This is a genomic window from Microbispora rosea, assembly GCF_044460045.1.
Classification (GTDB): Bacteria; Actinomycetota; Actinomycetes; order Streptosporangiales; family Streptosporangiaceae; genus Microbispora; species Microbispora rosea.
Map to the genome: position 1 here is coordinate 127857 of NZ_JBITJO010000015.1, position 20065 is coordinate 147921.

Genomic DNA, 20065 nt, shown 5'->3' on the forward strand with positions numbered 1-20065 from the left:
CCATGGTCCGGATCGTGAGACATCATGGTCTGGTTTTAAGATCACGTAGCACCTCAAGAATGGACTCCGCCCCCCGGGAGACATGCGCGTGGCCGACCCGCACGCCGTAATCGAGGCACTGGTTCGCAGGCCGTTCTTCTGGCGCTCCGACCGCCCTCTGCCCCTCGTTCTCGTGGTCGGCTGCGACGGCGGCGCCTTCGACGCGGCCCGGCGGCTCGCCGCGCCCTTCGAGGACTTCCTCCCGCAGGCCACGGTCAGGGCGGGGGAGTACGACACGCTGCGCGAGCTGGTCGAGGCGCTGGCGGGGGAGCACGGGCAGCTCGGCAAGCCCGTCGGGGGCTCGTTCCTGCCGCCGCCGCGGTTTCCGCTCGTCCAGTTCGTGCTGTGGGCGCGCCGCCAGCGGGAGGAACCGCCTCCGGGGGAGCCGGTCGACGTGCCCGGCCGGATCTGGCCGCCCGACCCCCAGTCGCGTACGGGCCAGGAGGCGTTCAAGGAGCGGCTCAAGGACTGGCGCAGGGGCAGGTACGGCGGCGACCGGGGGCGCAGGACCGCGGCGGACTTCCTCGGCCGCGCGGCCACCACCTGGGTGCCGGTGGGCACGCTCGCCGCCTGGTCGCTCGGCGGCGCCTCCGACCTGGTCGGCCTGATCCCGTGGGCGCTCGGCGTGCTCGTCGCCGTCGTCGGCACGTTGATCCAGGCCATGCTGTCGATCCGGGGGTCGTTCTTCAACGGCTGGTTCAGGAAGCAGCCCTACCTGGCCAGGAAGCCCTTCGAACGCCTGCCGAAGTACGCGTTGCGCATCGCCAACGCGAGCGAGGCGGAGGTCGAGCGGCTGCTCGTCCACGCCTTGTGCCAGGACCTGCGCCAAGCCTACCAGAAGTGGCTGATCCCGTGGCCGAGCTGGGGGCGCGGCCTCTACGCGATGCTGGTCCTCGACGCGCGGTGGTCCGGCGACGTCAACGAGCGGTTCCTGCGCACGCTGGAGGAGTCGGTCGAGGAGACCGGGCTGCTGCCGCCGCTCCTGGTGATGGCCGCGGTGCCCGAGTCGTTCGCGCCGGGCCACCGCCCGGTCACCGCGGGCCGGCTGGCGGACCTGCCCGCGCTCGTGGCGGCGTGGCGGACGGCGGCGCGGCGGCGGGTGCCGCCGCTGCGGCTCATGGTCAGCACGCCCGAGATGCCGGTGGACGACGACTACCGGCCGCATCTGCTGGCCCCCCGGCTACGGGCGGTCGGCTACTGGTGCGTGATGGCGCTGCTGCTGATCGGTCCCGTCGTCCTGCTGGGACGCATCCAGCAGGACCGGAACGCGCACTGCGGCGGCCTGTCCTGGGTCGAGCGCATCGGCAAGGAGTGCGTCGGCGTCGTGAACGCCGGCGGCCCTTCCCCGGACGGGCTCTTCCCGTCGAAAGAGATAACGAAGCTGGTCGCCCGGATCGACCAGAACAACGCCCTGGCCAGGGAGGCCGGGACGTACGTGAGCGTGGTGCTGTTCGGCGAGTACTCCGTCGCGCAGGACCAGAACGACAGCGCGTTCGTCGGGGCACGGGCGGAGCTCACGGCGGTGCAGGAGTACCAGCAGGGCGTCTCGGGCGCGCCCCGCCTCCAGGTGCTGGTGGCCAACGCCGGCACGAACTTCGACCAGGGGCGGCGTACGGCGGAGCTCGTGAGCGAGATGGCGGCCGAGGACCCTCGCGTGCTCGGGGTGATCGGCTTCCAGCGCAGCGTCAGCGGCGTCGAGGACGCCATCCAGACCCTGCACACGGCGAAGATCCCGATGCTGGTGACCACCGCGACGGCGGACCGGCTCGGGTACGTGCCGGACGGCTCCGCGGGGTCCGACTACCCCTCGCCGTACGTGTTCCGGCTGGGGTCGTCGAACCGGCGGCAGGCGCGGCTGGCCGTCCGGTTCGCCCGCGAGCGGCTCCTCGGCGCCGTGCCCGAGCCGACCGCGGTGGTCGTCAAGGACCAGACGGACAACGACAACTACACGAACAACCTCGCCGACGACTACGTGAGCGAGGCCCGGGCGGCGAAGATCAGGATCGCCGAAAGCGTCCCGTACAAGGACCGGGGGACCGGGATGGACATGGCGGTGAGCCGGGCCTGCGGCCGCCGGCCCGACCTGCTCCTCTACGCGGGGCGCGCGGCCGACTTCCTCGACTTCCTCCGCTACGTCGAGGGCAAGGACTGCGGCAAGGAGCAGATCAAGGTCCTCGCGGGCGACGACGTCATCAAGGCGGTGGCCAACAGCGGCGCCGCGATCGGCGACTACCGGCGTGTCCAGGTCTACTACGCGGCGCTGGCGAGCCGCGAACTGTGGCGTGACGGCGCGGCGGCGCCCACGGGTTTCGTCCAGGGCCTGCTGGGCGGCCGGCACGCGAAGGAGTCCGACGACAACCTCATCCTCAGCTACGACGCCGTCAAGCTTTTCTACGAGCGCGTCAACGCGGCCTACCGGGGCGGGCTGCCCAGCAGGGGAGACGTGCTCTACCAGATCTCCCTCGTCTCCCCGCGCGACAGGTGGAACGGTTCCAGCGGGGTGATCTCCTTCGGCGCCACCGTCCACGAGCCCGAGAACAAGGCCATCGCGATCCTGAAAGTGACCGATTCGGGGAAGTCCGAGGTCGCGGTGCGCTGCGGGCGCCTGGCGACCACCGAGCCCGAGGACACCAGGAGCATCTGCCTGGACCTCGACGGGGAGCGCGCGGCCCAGAACGCGCCGGCGGCGGGCTCGCCCCCGGCTTCGTCCACGGCCTCGCCCGGGAGCCGGCCCGCGAGCCCGTCCGCGCCGCCGGGCCGGGACGCCGCGGACTCCGGCCGATGACGCGTCCGGACGCGCAAACGGCCCGCTCCCCGGAAGGAGCGGGCCGTCAAGCGTACGGCGTACGGGCGGGGCCCTGCGGTCTCTCGGAGCTTGTGGCACGCCGCAGGGCCGCGACCCGCGCCGAGGCTCAGGCCTTGCCGATGACCTCGGCGGCGCCGGGCACCTCGCTGATGGAGCGCTGCTTCGGGCCCACGTAGTCGGCGCTGGGGCGGACGAGCCTGCCCGTGCGCTTCTGCTCCAGGATGTGGGCGGCCCAGCCGGCGGTCCGGGCGCAGGTGAACATCGAGGTGAACATGTTCGACGGCACCTCGGCGAAGTCGAGGACCACCGCGGCCCAGTACTCCACGTTGGTCGCGAGGACCCGGTCCGGCTTGCGGGCGTGCAGCTCCTCGAGCGCGGCGGTCTCCAGCGCGGCCGCGACCTCGTAGCGGGGCGCGCCGAGCTCCTTGGCCGTACGCCGCAGCACGCGGGCGCGCGGGTCCTCGGCCCGGTAGACCCGGTGGCCGAAGCCCATGAGCCGCTGGCCCTTGTCCAGCTCGCTCTGGACGTACTTGCGGGCGTCACCCATCTTCTCGACGCCCTCGATCATGTGCAGCACCCGCGCCGGCGCGCCGCCGTGCAGCGGGCCGGACATCGCGCCCACCGCGCCCGACAGGGCGGCCGCCACGTCGGCGCCGGTGGAGGCGATGACGCGGGCGGTGAACGTCGAGGCGTTCATGCCGTGCTCCGCGGCCGACGTCCAATAGGCGTCGATGGCCTTCACGTGCTTCGGATCGGGCTCACCGCGCCAGCGGACCATGAACCGCTCGACGATGCTCTCGGCCTCGTCGACGCGCTTCTGCGGGACCATGGGCAGGCCCAGGCCACGGGCCGACTGCGCGACGAACGACAGAGCGGTCACCGAGGCGCGTGCGAGATCGTCGCGGGCCTGGTCGTCGTCGATGTCGAGCAGCGGGCGGAAGCCGTACGACGGCGCCAGCATGGCCAGCGCGCTCTGTACGTCTACTCGGATGTCGCCGGAATGGACGGGAAGTGGGTACGGCTCCGCCGGGGGCAGGCCCGGCTGGAACGTGTTGTCGACGAGCAGGCCCCAGACGTGTCCATAGGAGACATTGCCCACGAGCTCTTCGATGTCGACGCCCCGGTATCGCAGGGCGCCCCCTTCTTTGTCCGGTTCCGCGATCTCGGTCTCGAACGCCACCACGCCTTCGAGCCCGGGTTTGAAGTCGGACATTCTCGGCCGCCTCCCTCTCTTGTGAAGTCCAGAGCCTTGATGTCGAGATACCGGCGGGTCAATTTAACCCGCAGCGCCCGACTGCCGCGCCCCCGGCCCTACCCAACGGGGTTCCCCCAGGTGGGGGCCACCGAGCAAGACGTACGCCGAGCAGGCGAGAATACCGTTCCGTGGACAGCGCTTCGCACCTCCCCGGGCTCAGGCACAGCTATGAAGGTGAGCCCCTGCTCGAAACCGGAATGGCGGCCGACCCGGTGACGCAGTTCGCGCTGTGGTTCGCGGACGCCGTCGCCGCGGGCCTGCCGGAACCGAACGCCATGGTCGTCGCCACCAGCTCCGCCGGTGGCCGTCCCTCCGCCCGCACCGTCCTCCTTAAGGGCTTCGACGAGCGCGGGTTCGTCTTCTTCACCAATTACGAGTCTCGCAAGGGCCGGGACCTCGGTGAGAACCCGCGGGCCTGCCTGCTGTTCCCGTGGCATCCCATCAGGCGGCAGGTCCGGGTGGAGGGCTCCGTCGTACGGCTCCCGCGTGAGGACAGCGCCGCCTACTTCCACTCTCGCCCGTACGGCTCCCGCATCGGCGCGTGGGCCTCCCGTCAGTCGGCGGTCGTGGAGTCGAGGGAGCAGCTCGACGCCAGGTTCCGGGAGCTGGCCGCACGCTGGCCGCAGGACCCGCCGCTGCCGGACTTCTGGGGCGGCTTCCGGGTGGTGCCGGCGGAGGTCGAGTTCTGGCAGGGCCAGACCGACCGCATGCACGACCGGCTCCGCTACCGGCGCACCGGCGCGACCTGGTCGCTGGAGCGCCTCGCCCCCTGATGTCCCGCCCGTCGATGTGATCAGGGCAGCCCGGCCGCGACCTTGAGATCGGTGAGGAATCCGGAGTACGCCTCGTCCCGGTCGGGCGCGCGCAGGATCGCCGAGGGGTGGATCGTCGCCACGTAGTACGCCCCCTCGCGCCGGGGGACCGGCTCTCCCCGGTGCCTGGTGACCCGGAATTCCGGACCCAGCAGGGCCCGGGCGGCCGTGGCCCCCAGCACCACGGTCACCTCCGGGTCCACCAGGCGCATCTCGGCCTCAAGCCAGGGCCGGCAGGCGTTGATCTCTCCCACGGTGGGTTTCTGATGGATTCTGCGTTTGCCGCGGGGCTCGTATTTGAAGTGCTTGACCGCGTTGGTCACGTACACCGCCTCGCGCTCGATGCCCGCCTCTTCGAGGGCCCGGTCGAGCACGCGCCCCGCGGGCCCGACGAACGGCGCGCCCTCGCGGTCCTCTTGATCGCCCGGCTGCTCGCCGACCAGCATGAACCGCGCGCCGGGAACGCCCTCGCCGAAGACCGTCTGCGTGGCGGCGCGGTAGAGGTCGCAACCCTCGCAGTGCGCTGCGGCCTCCCTGAGCGCGGGCAGGCTGATCTCCGCAGGAAGGAATCGCTCGGCGCCGATGTTTCCCATCCTGGGTCGCTTCCCCAATAGGGTCGGCTGCGAACACGGGGGAGGTCGTAGCATCGATTTACAAGGACTGGAGGAGCCTTGACCGCACACGGCCTGATCGACACGACGGAGATGTATCTCCGGACGATCTTCGAGCTCGAAGAGGAGGGCATCGTCCCGCTCCGCGCTCGGATCGCCGAGCGGCTGCAGCAGAGCGGTCCGACCGTCAGCCAGACGGTGGCGCGCATGGAGCGCGACGGCCTGGTCAAGGTCGAGGGAGACAGGCACCTCAGCATGACCGCGCTGGGCCGCACGCTGGCGATCCGGGTCATGCGCAAGCACCGCCTCGCCGAATGCCTGCTGACCCAGGTGATCGGCATGCCCTGGGAAGAGGTCCACATCGAGGCGTGCCGCTGGGAGCACGTGATGTCGGAGTCGGTGGAGACCCGGCTCGTGAACCTTCTCAAGAACCCCCGGGTGTGCCCGCACGGCAACCCGATCCCTGGTCTCGACGAGCTGGGGGTGCCCCAGTCCGGTTCGGCCGGAGATGAGACGGTCTCTCCCATGGTGACCCTCGCGGGACAGGCCCCCGTGCCTGTTGTAGTGCGCCGAATCAGCGAACAAGTGCAAAGCGACCCCGCCGTGATGCTTAAACTCAAGCAAGTTGGGATACAACCCGGACGCGAGGTGACGCTCGCGGCGAGTGACAACGGTGTAACGGTGACTGGTGATGGTGAGGTGGGAACCACGACCGCGGACCTTCCGAGGGACGTCGCCTCACACGTTTTTGTCACCAGACGATGACGGAATGAGTTGTGCCTGGTTGAATCCCCTAGGGAGTCCTTTCATTTCTCGCGACCCAGCCATCGCAGGAGCGCCCGTGCCCGGCATAGCGAACCCACCTCGTCAAGGGACGGTCGTGGCATGAGGCGATGGGGAGATCTGTCACAGGACGCCGACGACCACCTTTCCGCCGGGTCCGTGCTCGACCACGCGGAGATGGCCGTGGTCGTGACCGACCGCTTCAGCAATGTCCTGTACTGGAACCCCTTCGCCGAGCAGCTGTTCGGCCGCGTGGGCGCGTCTCCGGGCAGGGAGTCGCTGCACACCCTCGGGATCTCCGACAAGGACCATCCGCTCGCGGCCGAACTGGCCAAGCACGTGCTGCGCGGCGGAGTGTGGGAGGGCACGTTCGACGTGGCCCGCGGCGACGGCACGACGATCTACGTGCGCGCGCAGGCCGTGCCGCTGCGGCACCCCTCCGGTTCCGTGAGCGGCATCGTGATCACCGCGCGTGAGGCGATGCGCAGCAACGAGCGTGAGAAGGACCGCTTCGGCCTGCTGGAGCGGATCGGCGAGCGGCTCGCCGGCTCCCTGTACGTCGAGGAGACGCTCAACCGGGTCGCGGAGATGCTCGTCCCGCAGTTCGCCGACCACTGCTTCATCGAGCTGAACGAGGGCGACCGCCTGGTGCGCAAGGTCTCCACCCACGTGAACGGCTGGACGCCGCCGCCGGACACCTGGCGGCCGGTGGGCGCGGAGATCAGATACCCCCTCGGGCACTACGCCGAGACCGCCCTGCGCCGCCAAGAGACGATCCTCGTCGAGGACTTCTCCCAGGTCAGCTACCCGTCGGCGAGCGAGGGCGCGGCGCGGCTGTGCGGCGAGATCGGGATGACCTCCGCCATCGTCGCCCCGCTGTGCGTGCGCGGCGAGACGCTCGGCCTCATGTACCTCGGCCTGTCGAACCTCACCAACCGGCGATCGCCCCACTACGACACCTTCGACCGCGACTTCGTCGGCGCCATCGCCACCCGCGTCGCGCTCGCCGTCGACAACGCGCTGCTGTTCGAGGAGGAACGGCACACCGCCGAGTCGTTCCAGAAGCACCTGCTCCCGCGTCAGCCGCTGCCCTCGCTCGACGGCCTGGAGATCGCCGTCCGCTACTACCCGGCCGCTCCGCTCGCCTCGCACGGCCAGGGCATCCAGACCCAGGTGGGCGGCGACTGGTACGACGTGATCCCGCTGTCGGCCGGCCGCGTCGGCATCGTGATCGGGGACGTCGAGGGCAGGGGGGCCAAGGCGGCGGCGGTCATGGGCCAGCTCAGGGCCGCGTTGCGGGCCTTCGCCCAGGACGACAAACCGCCCGCCGACATCCTCGCCCGCCTGGACGAGTGGACCAGGATCGTCGCCGCGCCGGAACACGACGACTTCGGCGCCGACATCACCAACCCGCCGATCGTCACCTGCCAATACATGGTGTACGACGCGTGGTCCAGGCAGCTGTCGTTCGCCAACGCCGGGCACGCGCCGCCGCTGCTGATCGTGGACGGCGAGGTCAGAGACCTGGACATCACCGAGGTCGGCCAGCCGCTCGGGGTGCGGGCCAAGGGCATGCACGCCGACCTGGTCTACAAGGAGGAGACGAGGGTGCTGCCGCCCGGCGCGACCCTGCTCCTCTACACCGACGGCCTGGTCGACCGCAGGCCGCCGCGCGACTCCGCCACGGGCGTCCCCGGCGACGACGAGGTGCTCGACATCCTGCGCGAGAAGCTCGTCAAGGCGTCGGGTGAGTCCGTCGAGCGCATCGCCGACCTGGCCACGGTGGCCGTCCCCGGCGAGATCGACGACGACATGGCCATCCTCGTCGTCCGTTCCGCGGGCGCGGAGCTGCAGTCCCAGGAGCGCACGTTCCCGGCCCAGCCGATCATGGTGAGTGAGGCGCGGCGGATGGCGTCCGAGGCCTTCGACGGGTGGCAGGTGCCGGAGGAACGCGCGGAGCTGGCCTGCCTGCTCGTCTCCGAGGTCGTGACCAACGTGGTCCTGCACGCCGCCAGCGCCAGCGTGCCGCGCCGCGAGCTGGTGCTCGACGGGCCGCCGCTGCCGTTCGACGAGTCGTGGGACGTGCCGGGCTTCGAGGAGGAGATCACCGGCGACAAGGAGTTCACCCTGCGGCTGCGCAGGGGCGCGGAGTCCGTCTGGGTCGAGGTCTTCGACCAGGATCTGCGCTTGCCCCGCATCCGCAGCGCGGGGGAGAACGACGAGGGCGGTCGCGGCCTCTATCTCGTCGACCAGCTCGCGCGGCGCTGGGGCTCACGCCCGACCCCCGAGGGCAAGGCGGTCTGGTTCGAGATCCCCATCGGCGGTCGTTAGGTCGTGGCGCACCCCCCGGGCGCGGGGGGCGCGACACGTGACCGTCAGTTCTTCTGGTCCAGGCAGCTGTATCCGTCCGGGCGCTCGGGTTCGAGCGTCACCTGCCGCAGCACGGTCGCCTCCATGGAGATGCGGAAGGTCTCCTGGTGCGCGCAGTCGTACAACGCGTACGTGCCCTCGCGTTCGCCGAGTAGCAGCACCTGCGCACCCCCGCGCAGCACCTTGCCGCTCTCGCGGTCGTTGAGCACCACCCACTGGTCCTGGAAGCCCACCATGGACAGGAGCAAGCTGGCGGGCTTGCCCTTCTCGGCGACGGCGATCGCGTCGCTCTCCATCTGCCCCATCAGCGCGAAGCCCAGCCCGATGCCGGTGAACGCCGCCACCACGATCTTCATGCCCGCGCGGCCGCTCGGGCGCCGCCGCAGCAGCCGGAACGGCACGAGGAAGGCCAGGGCGCCGATCAGCACCGAGGTGATCACGACGCCGGCCATCGACACGCCCTCGCCCAGTCCGAGGTAGCCGAGGAAGCCCCAGTAGCTCGCTCCGCACCACAGCGCGCCGATGATCGCGGCGGCCCACGGGCGCACGCGTACGGCCTGGGTCAGGCGGAACAGATGGCCGAGGCTCGCCTTGTCGAGCAGCCACACGACAGCCACGACGACACCCGCGAGCAGGGCGCCGGCGATGATGAGCAGGACCAGCGTCCCCACCAGACGGCCGAACATCGTGGCCTGGTCGATGCCCGCCTGCTCGGGGCTGATGTTGAAGATGCCGTAGACCTGCTGGATGCCGAGATAGAGCAGCGCGTAGAGGGCGATACCGATCGGCACCACGACCGATCCGCCGCGTTCCAGCAGATCGACGACGCCGGCTTTCGTGTCCGGCTCCGGTGGATCGACGACGCCGGGTTTCGTGTCCGGCTCCGGCAGATCGGCGAGGCCGGAGTGTTCCTCCGGCTTGGTGATGGTCATTTGTGGTTCATTCCGTTTTCAACCAATGCGACGGGACATGATTGCAGGCGCAGAAGACGAGCGAACGGCGGGCCTGTTAACTGACATCGACGGACGCGACGCGCCGACGCTTCTTTCCGGCCGTCCCTTGGTGCTTGACTCGGACGCGTGACTCCTCCGCTCCCTGAAGGGAGCGGCTTCTCGCTAAGCCGCTTCCGCAGCGTCGCGAAGGGCAAGCCCTGCCCTGAGAATGTTCTTGGCCGCGTTCACGTCGGCGTGCGCGGTGTGCCCACACGCCTTACAGGCGAACTCGGCTTGGGTGAGGCGGTTGTCCTTCGCGCAGTGCCCGCAACGCGAGCAGGTGCGGGAGGTGTTGGCGGGGTTCACTGTGATCAGCTCTCGACCGGCGCTTTCAGCCTTGTGCGCGAGCACACGCAGGAACACCCCCCATCCCGCGTCCAGGATGCTCCGGTTCAGCCCGGACTTGGCCGCGACGTTCCGCCCAGGCTGGATGATCGTGCCGGCGGCCGAGCGGGTCATACCGGCGATCCGCAGGTCCTCGTGCACGATCACGTCGTATGCGCGGACCAGAGTGAGCGCGGCCTTGTGCGCGCCGTCCAACCGCTGACGGCGCACCTTGGCATGCGGCGCGGCGACGCGCGCCACCGCCGTACGGCGACGCGTGGCCCCACGCTTCTTACGGGCGAGATCCCGCTGAGCGGCGGCCAGCCGGTCAGCGGACGCGGCCAGGTGCCGCTGGTTTTCGATGTGATCGCCATCCGATGTGGTGGCCAGCGACGCAACGCCCATGTCGATCCCCGCGACCGCGCCCGTCACGGGCAGGGATCCGGCCGGCACCTCGTCGCACGACAGCACGACGAACCAGCGGGCGCCTTCCCGCTTGACGCTGATCGTTTTGACGGTGCCGAGCACACGGCGGTGCTGGTGAACCCGGACATGCCCGATACCCTGCAGCCGCACGTAGGTCACGGCCGGGTGTTCGGGCTGGGAGTCCCACCGGCAGCCGTCGCCGTCCTTGGGCCACTCCACCGTGTCGAACCAGCCCCGCCCCTTGAACCGAGGAAACCCCGGCGTGCGCCCGGCCTTCACACGGGCGAAGAACGCACGGAACGCCTTGTCCAACCGGCGGAGCGTGGCCTGCTGGGAGGAGAACGACCACCGGCCCTGACCGGTGGGGTCGTCGGCGCGGATGTGCTTCAACTCGCCCGACTGGTCGCCGTACCGGACCCTCACCCCGGCTCTGCGGTAGGCCGTACGGCGGTGCTCCAAGGCGGCGTTGTAAAGCTCCCGGTGGTCGTGCAGGCACTGCGTGAGCGCGGCGGCCTGCTTACGGGTGGGGCGCAGCAGGAACTTGAACGACCGGCGCACACCCACCTCCCACATTCAGTAATCAGATCATCACGCTACTGGAAGGCACCGACAAAACCCGGAAGGAAATCTGTGATGCGCAGACCACGAAGGTCAGGGCACGTTCGAACCTTGGCCGCCCTCCCGATCCCGATTCCACCGTCTTCTCAAGGCGACGGTCCCCTCGGGAGACTTTGATGGAGCTCGCCCACGACCGCCGCGGCAGCGGTCCGCCGCTGGTCCTCCTGCACGGCATCGGTCACCACCGGCACGGCTGGCTGCCGGTCCTCGATCTGCTCGCCGAGCGGCACGACGTCATCGCGGTGGACCTGCCCGGCTTCGGGGAGTCTCCGCCGCTGCCGTACGGCACGCCGTACAACGTGGAGACGCTGGGGCGGGCGGTGCGCGAGTTCTGGAGCGGGCTCGGCCTCAGCCGGCCACACGTCGCGGGCAACTCGCTCGGCGGCTACATCGCGCTCGACCTGGCGTCCTCCGCCGACGTCCGCACGGCCGTCGCGTTGTCGCCCGCGGGGTTCTGGTCCCGGACCGAGCACGCGTACGCGCGGGCCGTGCTGCGCCTGCTGCGGCTGGCGACGCGGGCGGACGGGCTGCCCGCGCTCGCGGCCGGCACGGGCGAGGGCAGGGCGCTGGCCATGGGCCTGTTGGTGGCCCACCCGGAGCGGCTGTCGCGCGAGGCCGTGGTCGCGGCGGCCACGGCGATGCGTGAGTGCGTGGGGTTCGAAGAGGCGCTGGACTCGCTGGCGTGGGCCGCGCCGCCCGCGCCGCCCCAGGTGCCGGTCACGATCGCCTGGGGCGACCGCGACCGGCTGCTGCCGCCCCGCCAGGCCGTACGGGCGGCGCGGTGGGCGGGGCAGCGGACGCTGCTGCTGCGGGGCTGCGGCCACGTGCCGATGAGCGACGACCCGGACCTGGTCGCGCGGGTGATTCTCGAAGGCAGCGCCCGCGAAGGCGGCGACCCTCGCTGAGTCTTCCCGTGCCGCTTGTGCCGAGGGACACGCGGGGCCGGGGAAACCCGCGCATACTGATCAGTGTGGACACCGGACTCATCCTTCTGGTCTTCCTGGCACTCCTGTTCGCGTGGCTGCTGAACAAGGTGCGCCGGGTCTTCCGGCTGAGCCCGGTGGCCTACGGAGGCGTGATGGTCGTGTTCGTGGTGGCCATGCTGCTGATCTGGGGACAGCAGCAGAGCTGACGTGTGGCTCTAGAAGCCGAAGGACCTGCCGATGATCTCCTTCATGATCTCGGTGGTGCCGCCGTAGATCGTCTGCACGCGGCTGTCCAGCCAGGCCTTGGCCACCGGATACTCCAGCATGTAGCCGTAGCCGCCGTGGAGCTGGACGCACCGGTCGACGACCTTGTTCTGCAGCTCGGTCGTCCACCACTTGGCCTTCGCGGCGTCGACGGCCGTGAGCTCCTTGGCGTTGAGCGCCCGCACGCACTTGTCCACGTAGTGGCGGGCGATGTCCACCTCCGTGGCCAGTTCGGCCACCAGGAACCGGGTGTTCTGGAACTTGCCGATGTTGCGGCCGAAGGCCGTGCGGTTGCGGCAGTACTCGATCGTCTCTTCCAGCACCGTCTCCGCCGCGGCCACGGCCGCAACCGCGATCGACAGCCGCTCCTGCGGCAGGTTGTTCATGAGCTGGAAGAAGCCCTGGCCCTCCTCGCCGCCCAGGAGGTTGGCCACCGGCACCCGGACGTTCTCGAAGAACAGCTCGGCGGTGTCCTGCGCGTGCATGCCGACCTTCTCCAGGTTGCGGCCGCGGGTGAAGCCCTCCATGCCGCGCTCCACCACCAGCAGCGAGGTGCCGCGCGCGCCCGCCGAGGGGTCGGTCTTGGTCACGACCACGACGAGGTCGGAGTTGATGCCGTTGGTGATGAACGTCTTCTGCCCGTTGACCACGTAGTGGTCGCCCTCGCGGACGGCGGTGGTGCGGATGCCCTGCAGGTCGCTGCCGGCTCCCGGCTCGGTCATCCCGATGGCCGTGATCAGCTCGCCGGACGCGAAGCCGGGCAGCCAGCGCTGCTTCTGCTCGTCGTTGGTCAGATCGACCATGTAGGGCGCCATGATGTCGTTGTGCAGGCCGAATCCCAGGCCGGTGGCGCCGACGCGGATGATCTCTTCGACGATCACCGTGTTGTAGCGGAAGTCGGTGATCCCGGAACCGCCGTACTCTTCCGGGACCGAGAAGCCGAACATGCCCAGCTCGCCCGCCTTCTTCCACACCTCGCGGGGGACGATGCCGTCCTTCTCCCACTGCGCGTGGTGGGGGACGACCTCGCGGGCCATGAACTCACGGACGGTCTCGCGGAAGAGGTCGTGCTCCTCGTCGAAGAGGTCTCGCCGCATCGGGTACGCCTTCCGGCTCAGGGTCTGTTGGCCGCACCAGAATACGATTCTAGTCATCCCCGGTCGATCGGCTCCACGTTGTACGGACGGTCACAACTCCGAAACCATCGCCATAACGCCCCCTTTGACCGCTTCGGTTGCCTCTAAGATCTACCTTCGGTTTGCTATAGGCCCGCCAGGGCGGTCCTGTGATCGGAGTATGCGGTGATTCGGTGGAAAGCTGGTCTCCCTAGGACCATGGCCGCTCTGGCCCTCGGCCTGGCCGGTACGGCGGCGATTGTCGTCCCGGCGGTGACGGCGGAGGCCAATACCGCCGACCTCGTGGTGGACTATGCCTGTCAGCAGGGCATCGCCACCTCGGGCTCGGGCACCGTTCATCTCCGGACGAAGCTCACCGTCCCGACGACGCTGAACGTCGGCGATCCACTCAACGTCTCCTGGAAGCTCGGCTACAAGGACGCGACGCGCTTGGGAGCGCCCGCGCTCCTGCCCAACGGCGGCCGCGTCGAGGTGACCGGACGGGTCAACCTCAGCGGCAGCTGGATCGGGCAGCTTCAGCCGAAGGGGTTCGTGGACCAGCCGGGGGCGATGGTCAAGGGCACTCCGCTCAAGCTTCCCGAAGGCATCGCGGACTTCGCCTACACGGACCGGGAGGGCACCCTCACGGTCAAGCCCGGCAAGCTGTTCATCGACTTCCGCCCGCCTGCCTCGGAGGTCGTGGTCAACGACGACGATCCTCGGATCTCCTACGGGCCCGGGTGGGAAGACCTCAACGACCAGCCGAGCCAGAACAACGACAATCATCTGGACCTGCACAGGACCACGGCCAAGGACGCGTGGGCGTCGTTCACCTTCACGGGCACCGGGATCGACTACATCGCGCAGAGGGACCAGCGCGCCGGACCGGTCGACATCTACGTCGACAATGAGCCGGGCACCCCGCCGCGTGTCGACCCCTCCAGGAACGAAGACGGCACGGTGGTCAACGACGCCAACAAGGGCGGACAGACCCTGTGGAAGTTCCGGGGCCTGAAGTTCGGCGAGCACACGATCAGTGTCAAGAACGTCGAGGACGGCAAGTGGGGCCAGCTTGACGCCTTCCGTGTGGTCACGCGGGAGCTGGCCAACCCGCCGCAGGAGTACCGCGCCACGTGCGAGATCGTCAGCGCGCCGGTCGCCGTTCAGGTCAAGATCGGTGGCGGTGGCGACAACCCGGCCAGCCCGTCGCCGGACAGCTCGCCTGACACGTCGCCGAGCGCATCGGCCAGCGCTTCCGTGAGTCCTTCGGCCAGTCCCACGGACGAGAACCCGGGCGATGAATCGCCGTCGCCTTCGCCTTCGGCCACGCCTTCGCCCTCTCCGTCGGCCAGTCCGTCGCCGGCTGCGGCGCAGACGCAGAACTACGTCGTGACAGCGGTGGTGACGCAGGGCAGTCCGTCGCCGACGGCGACGAGGACGGTGACTCTGACCGCGACGCCGAGCGTGGCGCAGGTGGCGATCACGCCGCAGGGCGGCGCGCAGACCGGTGAGGCTCCGGAGCGTGTCTCGTTCTCGGGCATGCTGCTGATCGGCTCGGGCGGCGCGCTGTTGCTGATCGGCATGCTCAGCGGTGTGGCACTGCTCCGGCGCAGGGCGGCGCACTCGGGCGAGCGGGGCTGAGGAGGATGACGATGAACGGCACTCCTGACGACGGCGCTCCCGAGCAGGGCGGCGCGGACACCGACGCCAAGAAGACGCGCAAGCCGCTGCCTCAGCCGGTCCTCGCGACCCTGCTCGTGGCCGGGTCGTTCGCCGGCATCGCGGCGGTGATGGCCGGGATGCTCGTCGTGCTGAGCCCCTCGGACCCGCAGGAGAGCGGGCCGGTTCCGGGCGCGGTGAACGTCCAGGACGCGGGCAATGTGGCCTTCCTGCCACCGACCGTGGGCCCGGGCGGGCCGGGCGTGCCGCTCACGGCGGCGGACCCGACCGCGCCGCCGCCGGCTCCCGCGCTGCAGCCGATCGCTCCGCTGACCCTCACGAGCGCGGCCTCGTCGTCCTCGAAGCCGCTGTCGTCCTCGTCGTCCGGCGCGAAGAAGACGACGACCACGAAGGTCACCGGCAGGCCGCTCAAGATCAGCATCCCTGCGATCGGCGTGAAGGCCGCGGTGGGCTCGGTGGGCGTGGACAAGTCCGGCGTCATCCAGACGCCCCCGCTGAGCAAGCCCAGCCTCACCGGCTGGTACCGCTACGGACCGGCCCCCGGCGACCAGGGGCCGGCGATCATCCTCGGGCACGTGAACACCCGCAAGGGCGCCGCCGTCTTCAGCCGTCTGCGCGAGCTCAAGCGCGGCAACAAGATCGCCGTTCTCCGTGCGGACGGCAAAATGGCGATCTTCACGGTGGACGGGATCGAGCAGGTCAGCAAGTCGACGTTCCCGACCAAGCGGGTCTACAACAACACGATCACGTCGTCGCTGCGGCTGATCACCTGCGGCGGGGTCTACAACGCCAAGCAGCACCACTACACCGACAACATCATCGTCTACGCGACGCTGACCGAGACCAAGGGCAAGTGATCACGGGGTGATCAGCCCGCGCTGATCACCTCTTCGCCCTCCCGCGCCTCGCGCTCGGGCGGATCGTGGGGCCTGCGCCGTACGACCGTCCGGGCCGCGCGCTGGATCAGCAGTGTGCCCGCCACCGCTGCCACCGCGACGACCACCAGCGCGTACGGCTGACGCCACGGCGAGGAGTCGCCGCCGGCCGCAGCGACCCGGGTCGGCTGGGTGGCCAGGGTCGGCTGGGCGGCCGGAACCGGCTGCGCGGACGCGGCGGGCGTCGCCGCAGGCAGGTGGTTGGGGGTGACGGCCGCCGCCTTCCAGGGGAACCCAGGCGGCTTCACGGGCCCCCAATAGTCCATGACCTCGGTGCCGGCGGGCACCGGGAACTGCGGCGGAGCCGCCTTCAGCCCGCCCGGCACCGTGAGCGTGCCGATCTCGTACGGCGCGAACATGCCCTGCAGACCCTGCACCCGCCACCGGCCGGCGGGCACCGTGACAGACGTCGCATAGTGCGCGGGTTCCGGCAGCGGCGTCCCGTCGAACGTCAGTGTCGTGCCGTCCTCTCCGGTCAGGCGCAGGCCGATCGGTTCGAGCGCGCCGGGGCCCTCGTACGGATGAGTGCCGTGCTGGAGCACCCAGAAGCCCACCGTGTAGGAGACGTCGGGCCGCACCTTGCCGGGGAACGGGTCGAGTTCGGTCACGGCCCAGAAGCCGGCCCGCGCGTGAGCGGGCAGGGCCGGCGCGAGGAACGCCGCCATCGCCGCGAGGGCCACGAGCAGTCGTCTCATGTTCACCACCTCCACCCCTCCCTACCGTGGGAGGGGGATGAAGGTTCCCTGGGAATTTCCTGACATCGGGCACCCACGGGTTATGCCGGTGGTCAACTCTGGGAGACTGTTCGCCACGTGTACGTGACTGAGGTGGCAGGAGAGACGTCGTGCCCGACCCCAGTGCCCGGCGCAGGAGTGCCCGGCGTCGCATCGCGGCCCGGTCGGCGGCGGGAGCGACGGCCGCGCTGGCCCTGATGACGTGGCCGGTTCTCGCGGCGTCCAAAACCACGACTGTGCCGTATTCCTGCACTCCGGCCGGCGGCGCCGCCGCGACCTACCCCGTGAACGTGACCCTGGTCGCGCCCGACGACCCGGTGGTGAGCAGCACGGCCACCGTGACCTGGCGGATCGCTCCCGCGTCGCCGTCGGAGGGCCAGAGCGCGATGGTGGCGCCGGCGACGGGCGTCGCGGCGAACGACGTCATGATCGCCGAGGGCCTGGTGGAGGTGACCGGCGCTCCCGTCGTGAGCGAGCCCGCGGACGCGTCGCCGAGCCCCAGCCCCTCCGGCTCCCCGACGCCGAGTCCATCGGCCTCTCCATCCGCCTCGGCATCGCCCTCGGCATCGCCTTCCCTCAACGGCTCGGAGGGCGGCACGCAGTCTCGGGTGGCGACGGGCACGTCCCCGAGCCCCTCCGCGAGCGCGTCGCCCTCCGCCAGTGCGTCGCCCTCCGCCAGTGGCTCCGCCACGGATGACACGGAGACCGGCACGCAGGAGGAGAGTCCGGCCATCACGCTGACCCCGTCCGCCTCCACGGTGCTCGCGTCGTCGCTCTCGCCGTCGGCCACGCTGACGCCGATCCCCGAACTGCTCGTCACGCTGACTCCGACGGCGGTGGGCACGGTCGGAGTCGCGGCCGGGAACTTCACGCTGAGGCTGCGAGCCGCGGGGGACACCACAGGCGCGGGTGAGGCGCTCTACACGTGCACGCTGCCGGCGACCGCGACCCGGGCATCGCTCGCGGTCACGGTGGCCGCCTCCGCGGCGTCTCCCTCGCCGTCTCCGTCACCGTCCGCTTCGCCGAGCCCGGCCGGCAACGGCAACGCGAGCAGCTCGCCCAGTCCCAGCGCCTCGGCGTCGGCGAGCCCGAGGACCACGACGACCACCACGGTCACGGCGACCGCGACGGCCTCCCGTACGGCGACCACGCAGATCAAGACGACGCCGCTCGGTGGCGCGCAGACCGGGGGCGGTGGCGACGCGGGCCCGGACGCCCGGCTCGTCGTGCTCACCGGCCTGGCGCTGATGGCAGCCGCGGCGGCCGGAGGGCTGCTGCTGCGGCGCTTCGGTCCGAACCCCGGCTCGTACGGCAGGCGCTAGCGTTCGGCTGACATGAACATGCCGAGAACAGAAGAAAGTTTGAGCAATCGGAGGCGGTCTTGGGGCTTTTGTCCGTAAGATCTCTACCTGACTGTGACCGTATGCTGGAATGCTGGTACGCCTGTTGACTGCGAGCATCGAAGTGGAGAGACGTCAGTGCTGAAGTCAAAGGCGCGGGGCCGTGTCGCCGGAAGGGCCGCCGCGGCCGGAGTGGTCAGCGCGGGCCTTCTCCTGGGCCTGGGCGCGCTCGGCGCGCATGCCGACACGAAGACCGTCACGTACAGCTGCAGCCCGAGCGCGGGCGGCGCGGCGGTGACGCACGATTTCACGGTGACGCTCAGCGCCGCCACCTCGGCGGTGACCGGCACCCAGTACACCGCGACCCTGAGCATCCAGCCGATCTCGACCTCGGCGTTCCCCGCGCCGGTGCAGATCGCGAGCGGCGCGACGATCGAGCTGCAGCCCACCGTGTCGGCGTCGGCGCTTCCTGCCGGTATGACCGCGGGCGTGTCCACGCCCTCGCCGACCGGCACGCCGTTGACCGCGGCCGTCACGGCCCAGGGGACGATGCCGCCGCTTCCCACGGCGACGCTGACCGTCACGCCGTCGGCCGGAGCCACCTCCGTCGTGCTGACGGCGAAAGACTTCAAGATCAGCATGATCGCGCCCGCCGGCACGGGCACGACCACCACGACGCCGACCGCGCTCTACAACTGCTTGATCGCCACCACGGGCGCCAACACGGCGCCCGCCGTCGCGACGATCGCGGTGGCGAGCCCCTCGGCGTCTCCGAGCGCGAGTGCCAGCCCCAGCGCGAGCCCCTCCGCGAGCGCCTCGCCCTCGCCGCGCGGCACCAGGACGGTGTTCGAAACGGTCTTCGCATCGCCCACACCGGTCAAGACGAAGACGAAGACCGCCCAGGTCGAGAACACGCCCGGGGGTGGCGCGGCCACCGGCGGTGGAGGCGAGGCGGGCCCCGACGCTCGGCTCTTCGTCCTCACCGGCACCGCGCTCATGCTGGCGGCGGGCGCCGGCGGCCTCGTGCTCCGGGCCCGGCGCCGCCCGGCGAGGCAGTAGGACGAACCATGACCACCCCGCCACCTGGACAGTACCCGCCGGGCCAGCCGTACGGCGTGCCTCCCGGGCCGGGCGGGCAGGGCTACCCGCAGCCGGTTTACGGTCAGCCGGTCTTCCAGCCGGTGATGCTGCCGCAGATGCAGCCGGTGCCTCCGCCGCAGCCACCGGAGGAGAAGCCTCCCCGTGACAGCGCGGCGGCGGTCCGGCGGTTGCTGATCACGGCGGCCATCGTGGGCCTGGTCGTCGTGATCGTGGGCGTAGTGATCATGGTGAACAACCCCGACGAGTACGGCGCGCCGAGCCGCTCGACGGTAAGGCTCGCGGCGCCGCAGAACGGGCTCGCCCCCTCGGTGGGGCCGGGCGGCGTCGGGCAGCCGCTGACGCAGGCCGTCGCCACCGCGCCTCCGCCGGTTCCGAAGATTCCGGCGGCTCCGGCGATGCAGCCGTCCACACCCAAGCGCCTGGTCATCCCCAAGATCGGCGTCAACGCGCCGATCAAGTCGGTCGGCCTCGACCGCTCAGGCGCGATCCAGACGCCTCCCATCAGCAACTCGAACCTGGTCGGCTGGTATCGCGGTGGCCCGACGGCGGGGGAGGCGGGCCCGGCGGTCATGCTCGGCCACAAGGACACCACTTCGCGCGGCGCCGTCTTCAGCCGCCTGCACGAGCTGGCGTACGGCGACAAGATCGAGGTGTATCGCCTCGACGGGACCGTGGCCATCTTCACCGTGGGCGGTATCGAGCAGGCGGACAAGCAGACGTTCCCCACCAACCGGGTGTACGGCCACGCCGACAACGCCGAGCTCAGGCTGATCACCTGCGGCGGCAAATACAACTATTCGACCGGTCACTACTTCGACAATGTCATCGTCTACGCCACGATGACCGGAACGCGTCTGGCGAAAACGAAGTCCTGAGCCGGAACACCTCCCGGGAAGGGCTCGTGGCGGGCAGGCCGTGGAGGCTATGGTCTCTT

Annotated in this window: 18 protein-coding genes; 11 read left to right on the top strand and 7 right to left on the bottom strand. The window is 70.4% G+C overall.

The annotated features are described in order from the left end of the window. Positions 1-88 precede the first annotated feature (88 nt). The gene (locus ACIBK1_RS37965) at positions 89-2824 is read left to right on the top strand and encodes an ABC transporter substrate-binding protein (protein ID WP_396740487.1); all 2736 of its coding nucleotides are present in this window, start codon (positions 89-91) and stop codon (positions 2822-2824) included. Between the two features lie 127 nt (positions 2825-2951). On the opposite strand, the gene ACIBK1_RS37970 is transcribed toward ACIBK1_RS37965, so the two are convergent. Beyond that, entirely contained in the window at positions 2952-4058 is a 1107-nt protein-coding gene (locus ACIBK1_RS37970; protein ID WP_030510312.1) for a citrate synthase 2, read from the bottom strand. 170 nt (positions 4059-4228) lie between these two features. On the opposite strand from ACIBK1_RS37970, the gene pdxH reads away from it, so the two are divergent. Continuing rightward, a complete protein-coding gene (gene pdxH / locus ACIBK1_RS37975) occupies positions 4229-4873 on the top strand; it encodes a pyridoxamine 5'-phosphate oxidase (protein ID WP_030510311.1) in 645 nt (214 codons plus the stop codon). Between the two features lie 20 nt (positions 4874-4893). Here the strand turns inward: pdxH and ACIBK1_RS37980 are convergent, their stop codons facing one another. Then, positions 4894-5505, bottom strand: a complete 612-nt coding sequence (locus ACIBK1_RS37980) for a UdgX family uracil-DNA binding protein (RefSeq protein ID WP_030510310.1) — start codon at positions 5503-5505, stop codon at positions 4894-4896. A 78-nt stretch (positions 5506-5583) separates the two neighbouring features. Here ACIBK1_RS37980 and ACIBK1_RS37985 point away from each other — a divergent pair, with 78 nt between their 5' ends. Further along, positions 5584-6288 (top strand): metal-dependent transcriptional regulator, encoded by a 705-nt coding sequence (locus tag ACIBK1_RS37985; protein ID WP_030510309.1) that lies wholly within the window; start codon positions 5584-5586, stop codon positions 6286-6288. Positions 6289-6408: 120 nt separating this feature from the next. Then, entirely contained in the window at positions 6409-8637 is a 2229-nt protein-coding gene (locus tag ACIBK1_RS37990; protein WP_030510308.1) for an ATP-binding SpoIIE family protein phosphatase, read from the top strand. A 44-nt stretch (positions 8638-8681) separates the two neighbouring features. On the opposite strand, the gene ACIBK1_RS37995 is transcribed toward ACIBK1_RS37990, so the two are convergent. After that, a complete protein-coding gene (locus ACIBK1_RS37995) occupies positions 8682-9608 on the bottom strand; it encodes a hypothetical protein (RefSeq protein WP_051762165.1) in 927 nt (308 codons plus the stop codon). 183 nt (positions 9609-9791) lie between these two features. After that, positions 9792-10991, bottom strand: coding sequence for an RNA-guided endonuclease InsQ/TnpB family protein (locus tag ACIBK1_RS38000; protein WP_396740489.1), 1200 nt, complete (start codon positions 10989-10991; stop codon positions 9792-9794). Between the two features lie 161 nt (positions 10992-11152). Between ACIBK1_RS38000 and ACIBK1_RS38005 the strand changes: the two genes are divergently transcribed. Both ACIBK1_RS38005 and ACIBK1_RS38010 read left to right on the top strand, forming a co-directional pair. Continuing rightward, positions 11153-11941, top strand: a complete 789-nt coding sequence (locus tag ACIBK1_RS38005; RefSeq protein WP_357314276.1) for an alpha/beta fold hydrolase — start codon at positions 11153-11155, stop codon at positions 11939-11941. Positions 11942-12006: 65 nt separating this feature from the next. Further along, the gene (locus tag ACIBK1_RS38010) at positions 12007-12168 is read left to right on the top strand and encodes a hypothetical protein (protein ID WP_396740492.1); all 162 of its coding nucleotides are present in this window, start codon (positions 12007-12009) and stop codon (positions 12166-12168) included. 9 nt (positions 12169-12177) lie between these two features. Here the strand turns inward: ACIBK1_RS38010 and ACIBK1_RS38015 are convergent, their stop codons facing one another. Further along, complete coding sequence (locus ACIBK1_RS38015) at positions 12178-13323, bottom strand: acyl-CoA dehydrogenase family protein (protein WP_030510304.1); 1146 nt, start codon at positions 13321-13323, stop codon at positions 12178-12180. A gap of 237 nt (positions 13324-13560) precedes the next feature. Between ACIBK1_RS38015 and ACIBK1_RS38020 the strand changes: the two genes are divergently transcribed. Beyond that, positions 13561-14982: a hypothetical protein gene (locus tag ACIBK1_RS38020; RefSeq protein ID WP_363529158.1), complete on the top strand. Its 1422-nt coding sequence runs from the start codon at positions 13561-13563 to the stop codon at positions 14980-14982. Between the two features lie 11 nt (positions 14983-14993). Next, positions 14994-15878: a class F sortase gene (locus ACIBK1_RS38025; protein WP_051762163.1), complete on the top strand. Its 885-nt coding sequence runs from the start codon at positions 14994-14996 to the stop codon at positions 15876-15878. 11 nt (positions 15879-15889) lie between these two features. Here the strand turns inward: ACIBK1_RS38025 and ACIBK1_RS38030 are convergent, their stop codons facing one another. After that, entirely contained in the window at positions 15890-16651 is a 762-nt protein-coding gene (locus ACIBK1_RS38030) for a hypothetical protein (protein ID WP_156081081.1), read from the bottom strand. Positions 16652-16967: 316 nt separating this feature from the next. Next, positions 16968-17510 (bottom strand): hypothetical protein, encoded by a 543-nt coding sequence (locus ACIBK1_RS38035; RefSeq protein ID WP_156081080.1) that lies wholly within the window; start codon positions 17508-17510, stop codon positions 16968-16970. Between the two features lie 16 nt (positions 17511-17526). Between ACIBK1_RS38035 and ACIBK1_RS38040 the strand changes: the two genes are divergently transcribed. The 3 genes from ACIBK1_RS38040 (at position 17527) to ACIBK1_RS38050 (ending at position 20006) form a co-directional block, all read left to right on the top strand. Beyond that, on the top strand, positions 17527-18012 hold the full coding sequence (locus ACIBK1_RS38040) for a hypothetical protein (RefSeq protein ID WP_156081079.1): 486 nt from the start codon (positions 17527-17529) through the stop codon (positions 18010-18012). A gap of 156 nt (positions 18013-18168) precedes the next feature. Beyond that, the gene (locus ACIBK1_RS38045; protein ID WP_030510298.1) at positions 18169-19089 is read left to right on the top strand and encodes a hypothetical protein; all 921 of its coding nucleotides are present in this window, start codon (positions 18169-18171) and stop codon (positions 19087-19089) included. Positions 19090-19097: 8 nt separating this feature from the next. After that, on the top strand, positions 19098-20006 hold the full coding sequence (locus ACIBK1_RS38050; RefSeq protein WP_030510297.1) for a class F sortase: 909 nt from the start codon (positions 19098-19100) through the stop codon (positions 20004-20006). Positions 20007-20065 lie beyond the last annotated feature (59 nt).

Bases quoted from the DNA above. Each gene is read 5' to 3' on its own strand.
- ACIBK1_RS37970 (WP_030510312.1), bottom strand. From the start codon at position 4,058: ATGTCCGACTTCAAACCCGGGCTCGAAGGCGTGGTGGCGTTCGAGACC.
- ACIBK1_RS37980 (WP_030510310.1), bottom strand. From the start codon at position 5,505: ATGGGAAACATCGGCGCCGAGCGATTCCTTCCTGCGGAGATCAGCCTG.
- ACIBK1_RS37990 (WP_030510308.1), top strand. From the start codon at position 6,409: ATGAGGCGATGGGGAGATCTGTCACAGGACGCCGACGACCACCTTTCC.
- ACIBK1_RS37995 (WP_051762165.1), bottom strand. From the start codon at position 9,608: ATGACCATCACCAAGCCGGAGGAACACTCCGGCCTCGCCGATCTGCCG.
- ACIBK1_RS38000 (WP_396740489.1), bottom strand. From the start codon at position 10,991: ATGTGGGAGGTGGGTGTGCGCCGGTCGTTCAAGTTCCTGCTGCGCCCC.
- ACIBK1_RS38005 (WP_357314276.1), top strand. From the start codon at position 11,153: ATGGAGCTCGCCCACGACCGCCGCGGCAGCGGTCCGCCGCTGGTCCTC.
- ACIBK1_RS38015 (WP_030510304.1), bottom strand. From the start codon at position 13,323: ATGCGGCGAGACCTCTTCGACGAGGAGCACGACCTCTTCCGCGAGACC.
- ACIBK1_RS38020 (WP_363529158.1), top strand. From the start codon at position 13,561: ATGGCCGCTCTGGCCCTCGGCCTGGCCGGTACGGCGGCGATTGTCGTC.
- ACIBK1_RS38025 (WP_051762163.1), top strand. From the start codon at position 14,994: ATGAACGGCACTCCTGACGACGGCGCTCCCGAGCAGGGCGGCGCGGAC.
- ACIBK1_RS38030 (WP_156081081.1), bottom strand. From the start codon at position 16,651: ATGAGACGACTGCTCGTGGCCCTCGCGGCGATGGCGGCGTTCCTCGCG.
- ACIBK1_RS38050 (WP_030510297.1), top strand. From the start codon at position 19,098: ATGACCACCCCGCCACCTGGACAGTACCCGCCGGGCCAGCCGTACGGC.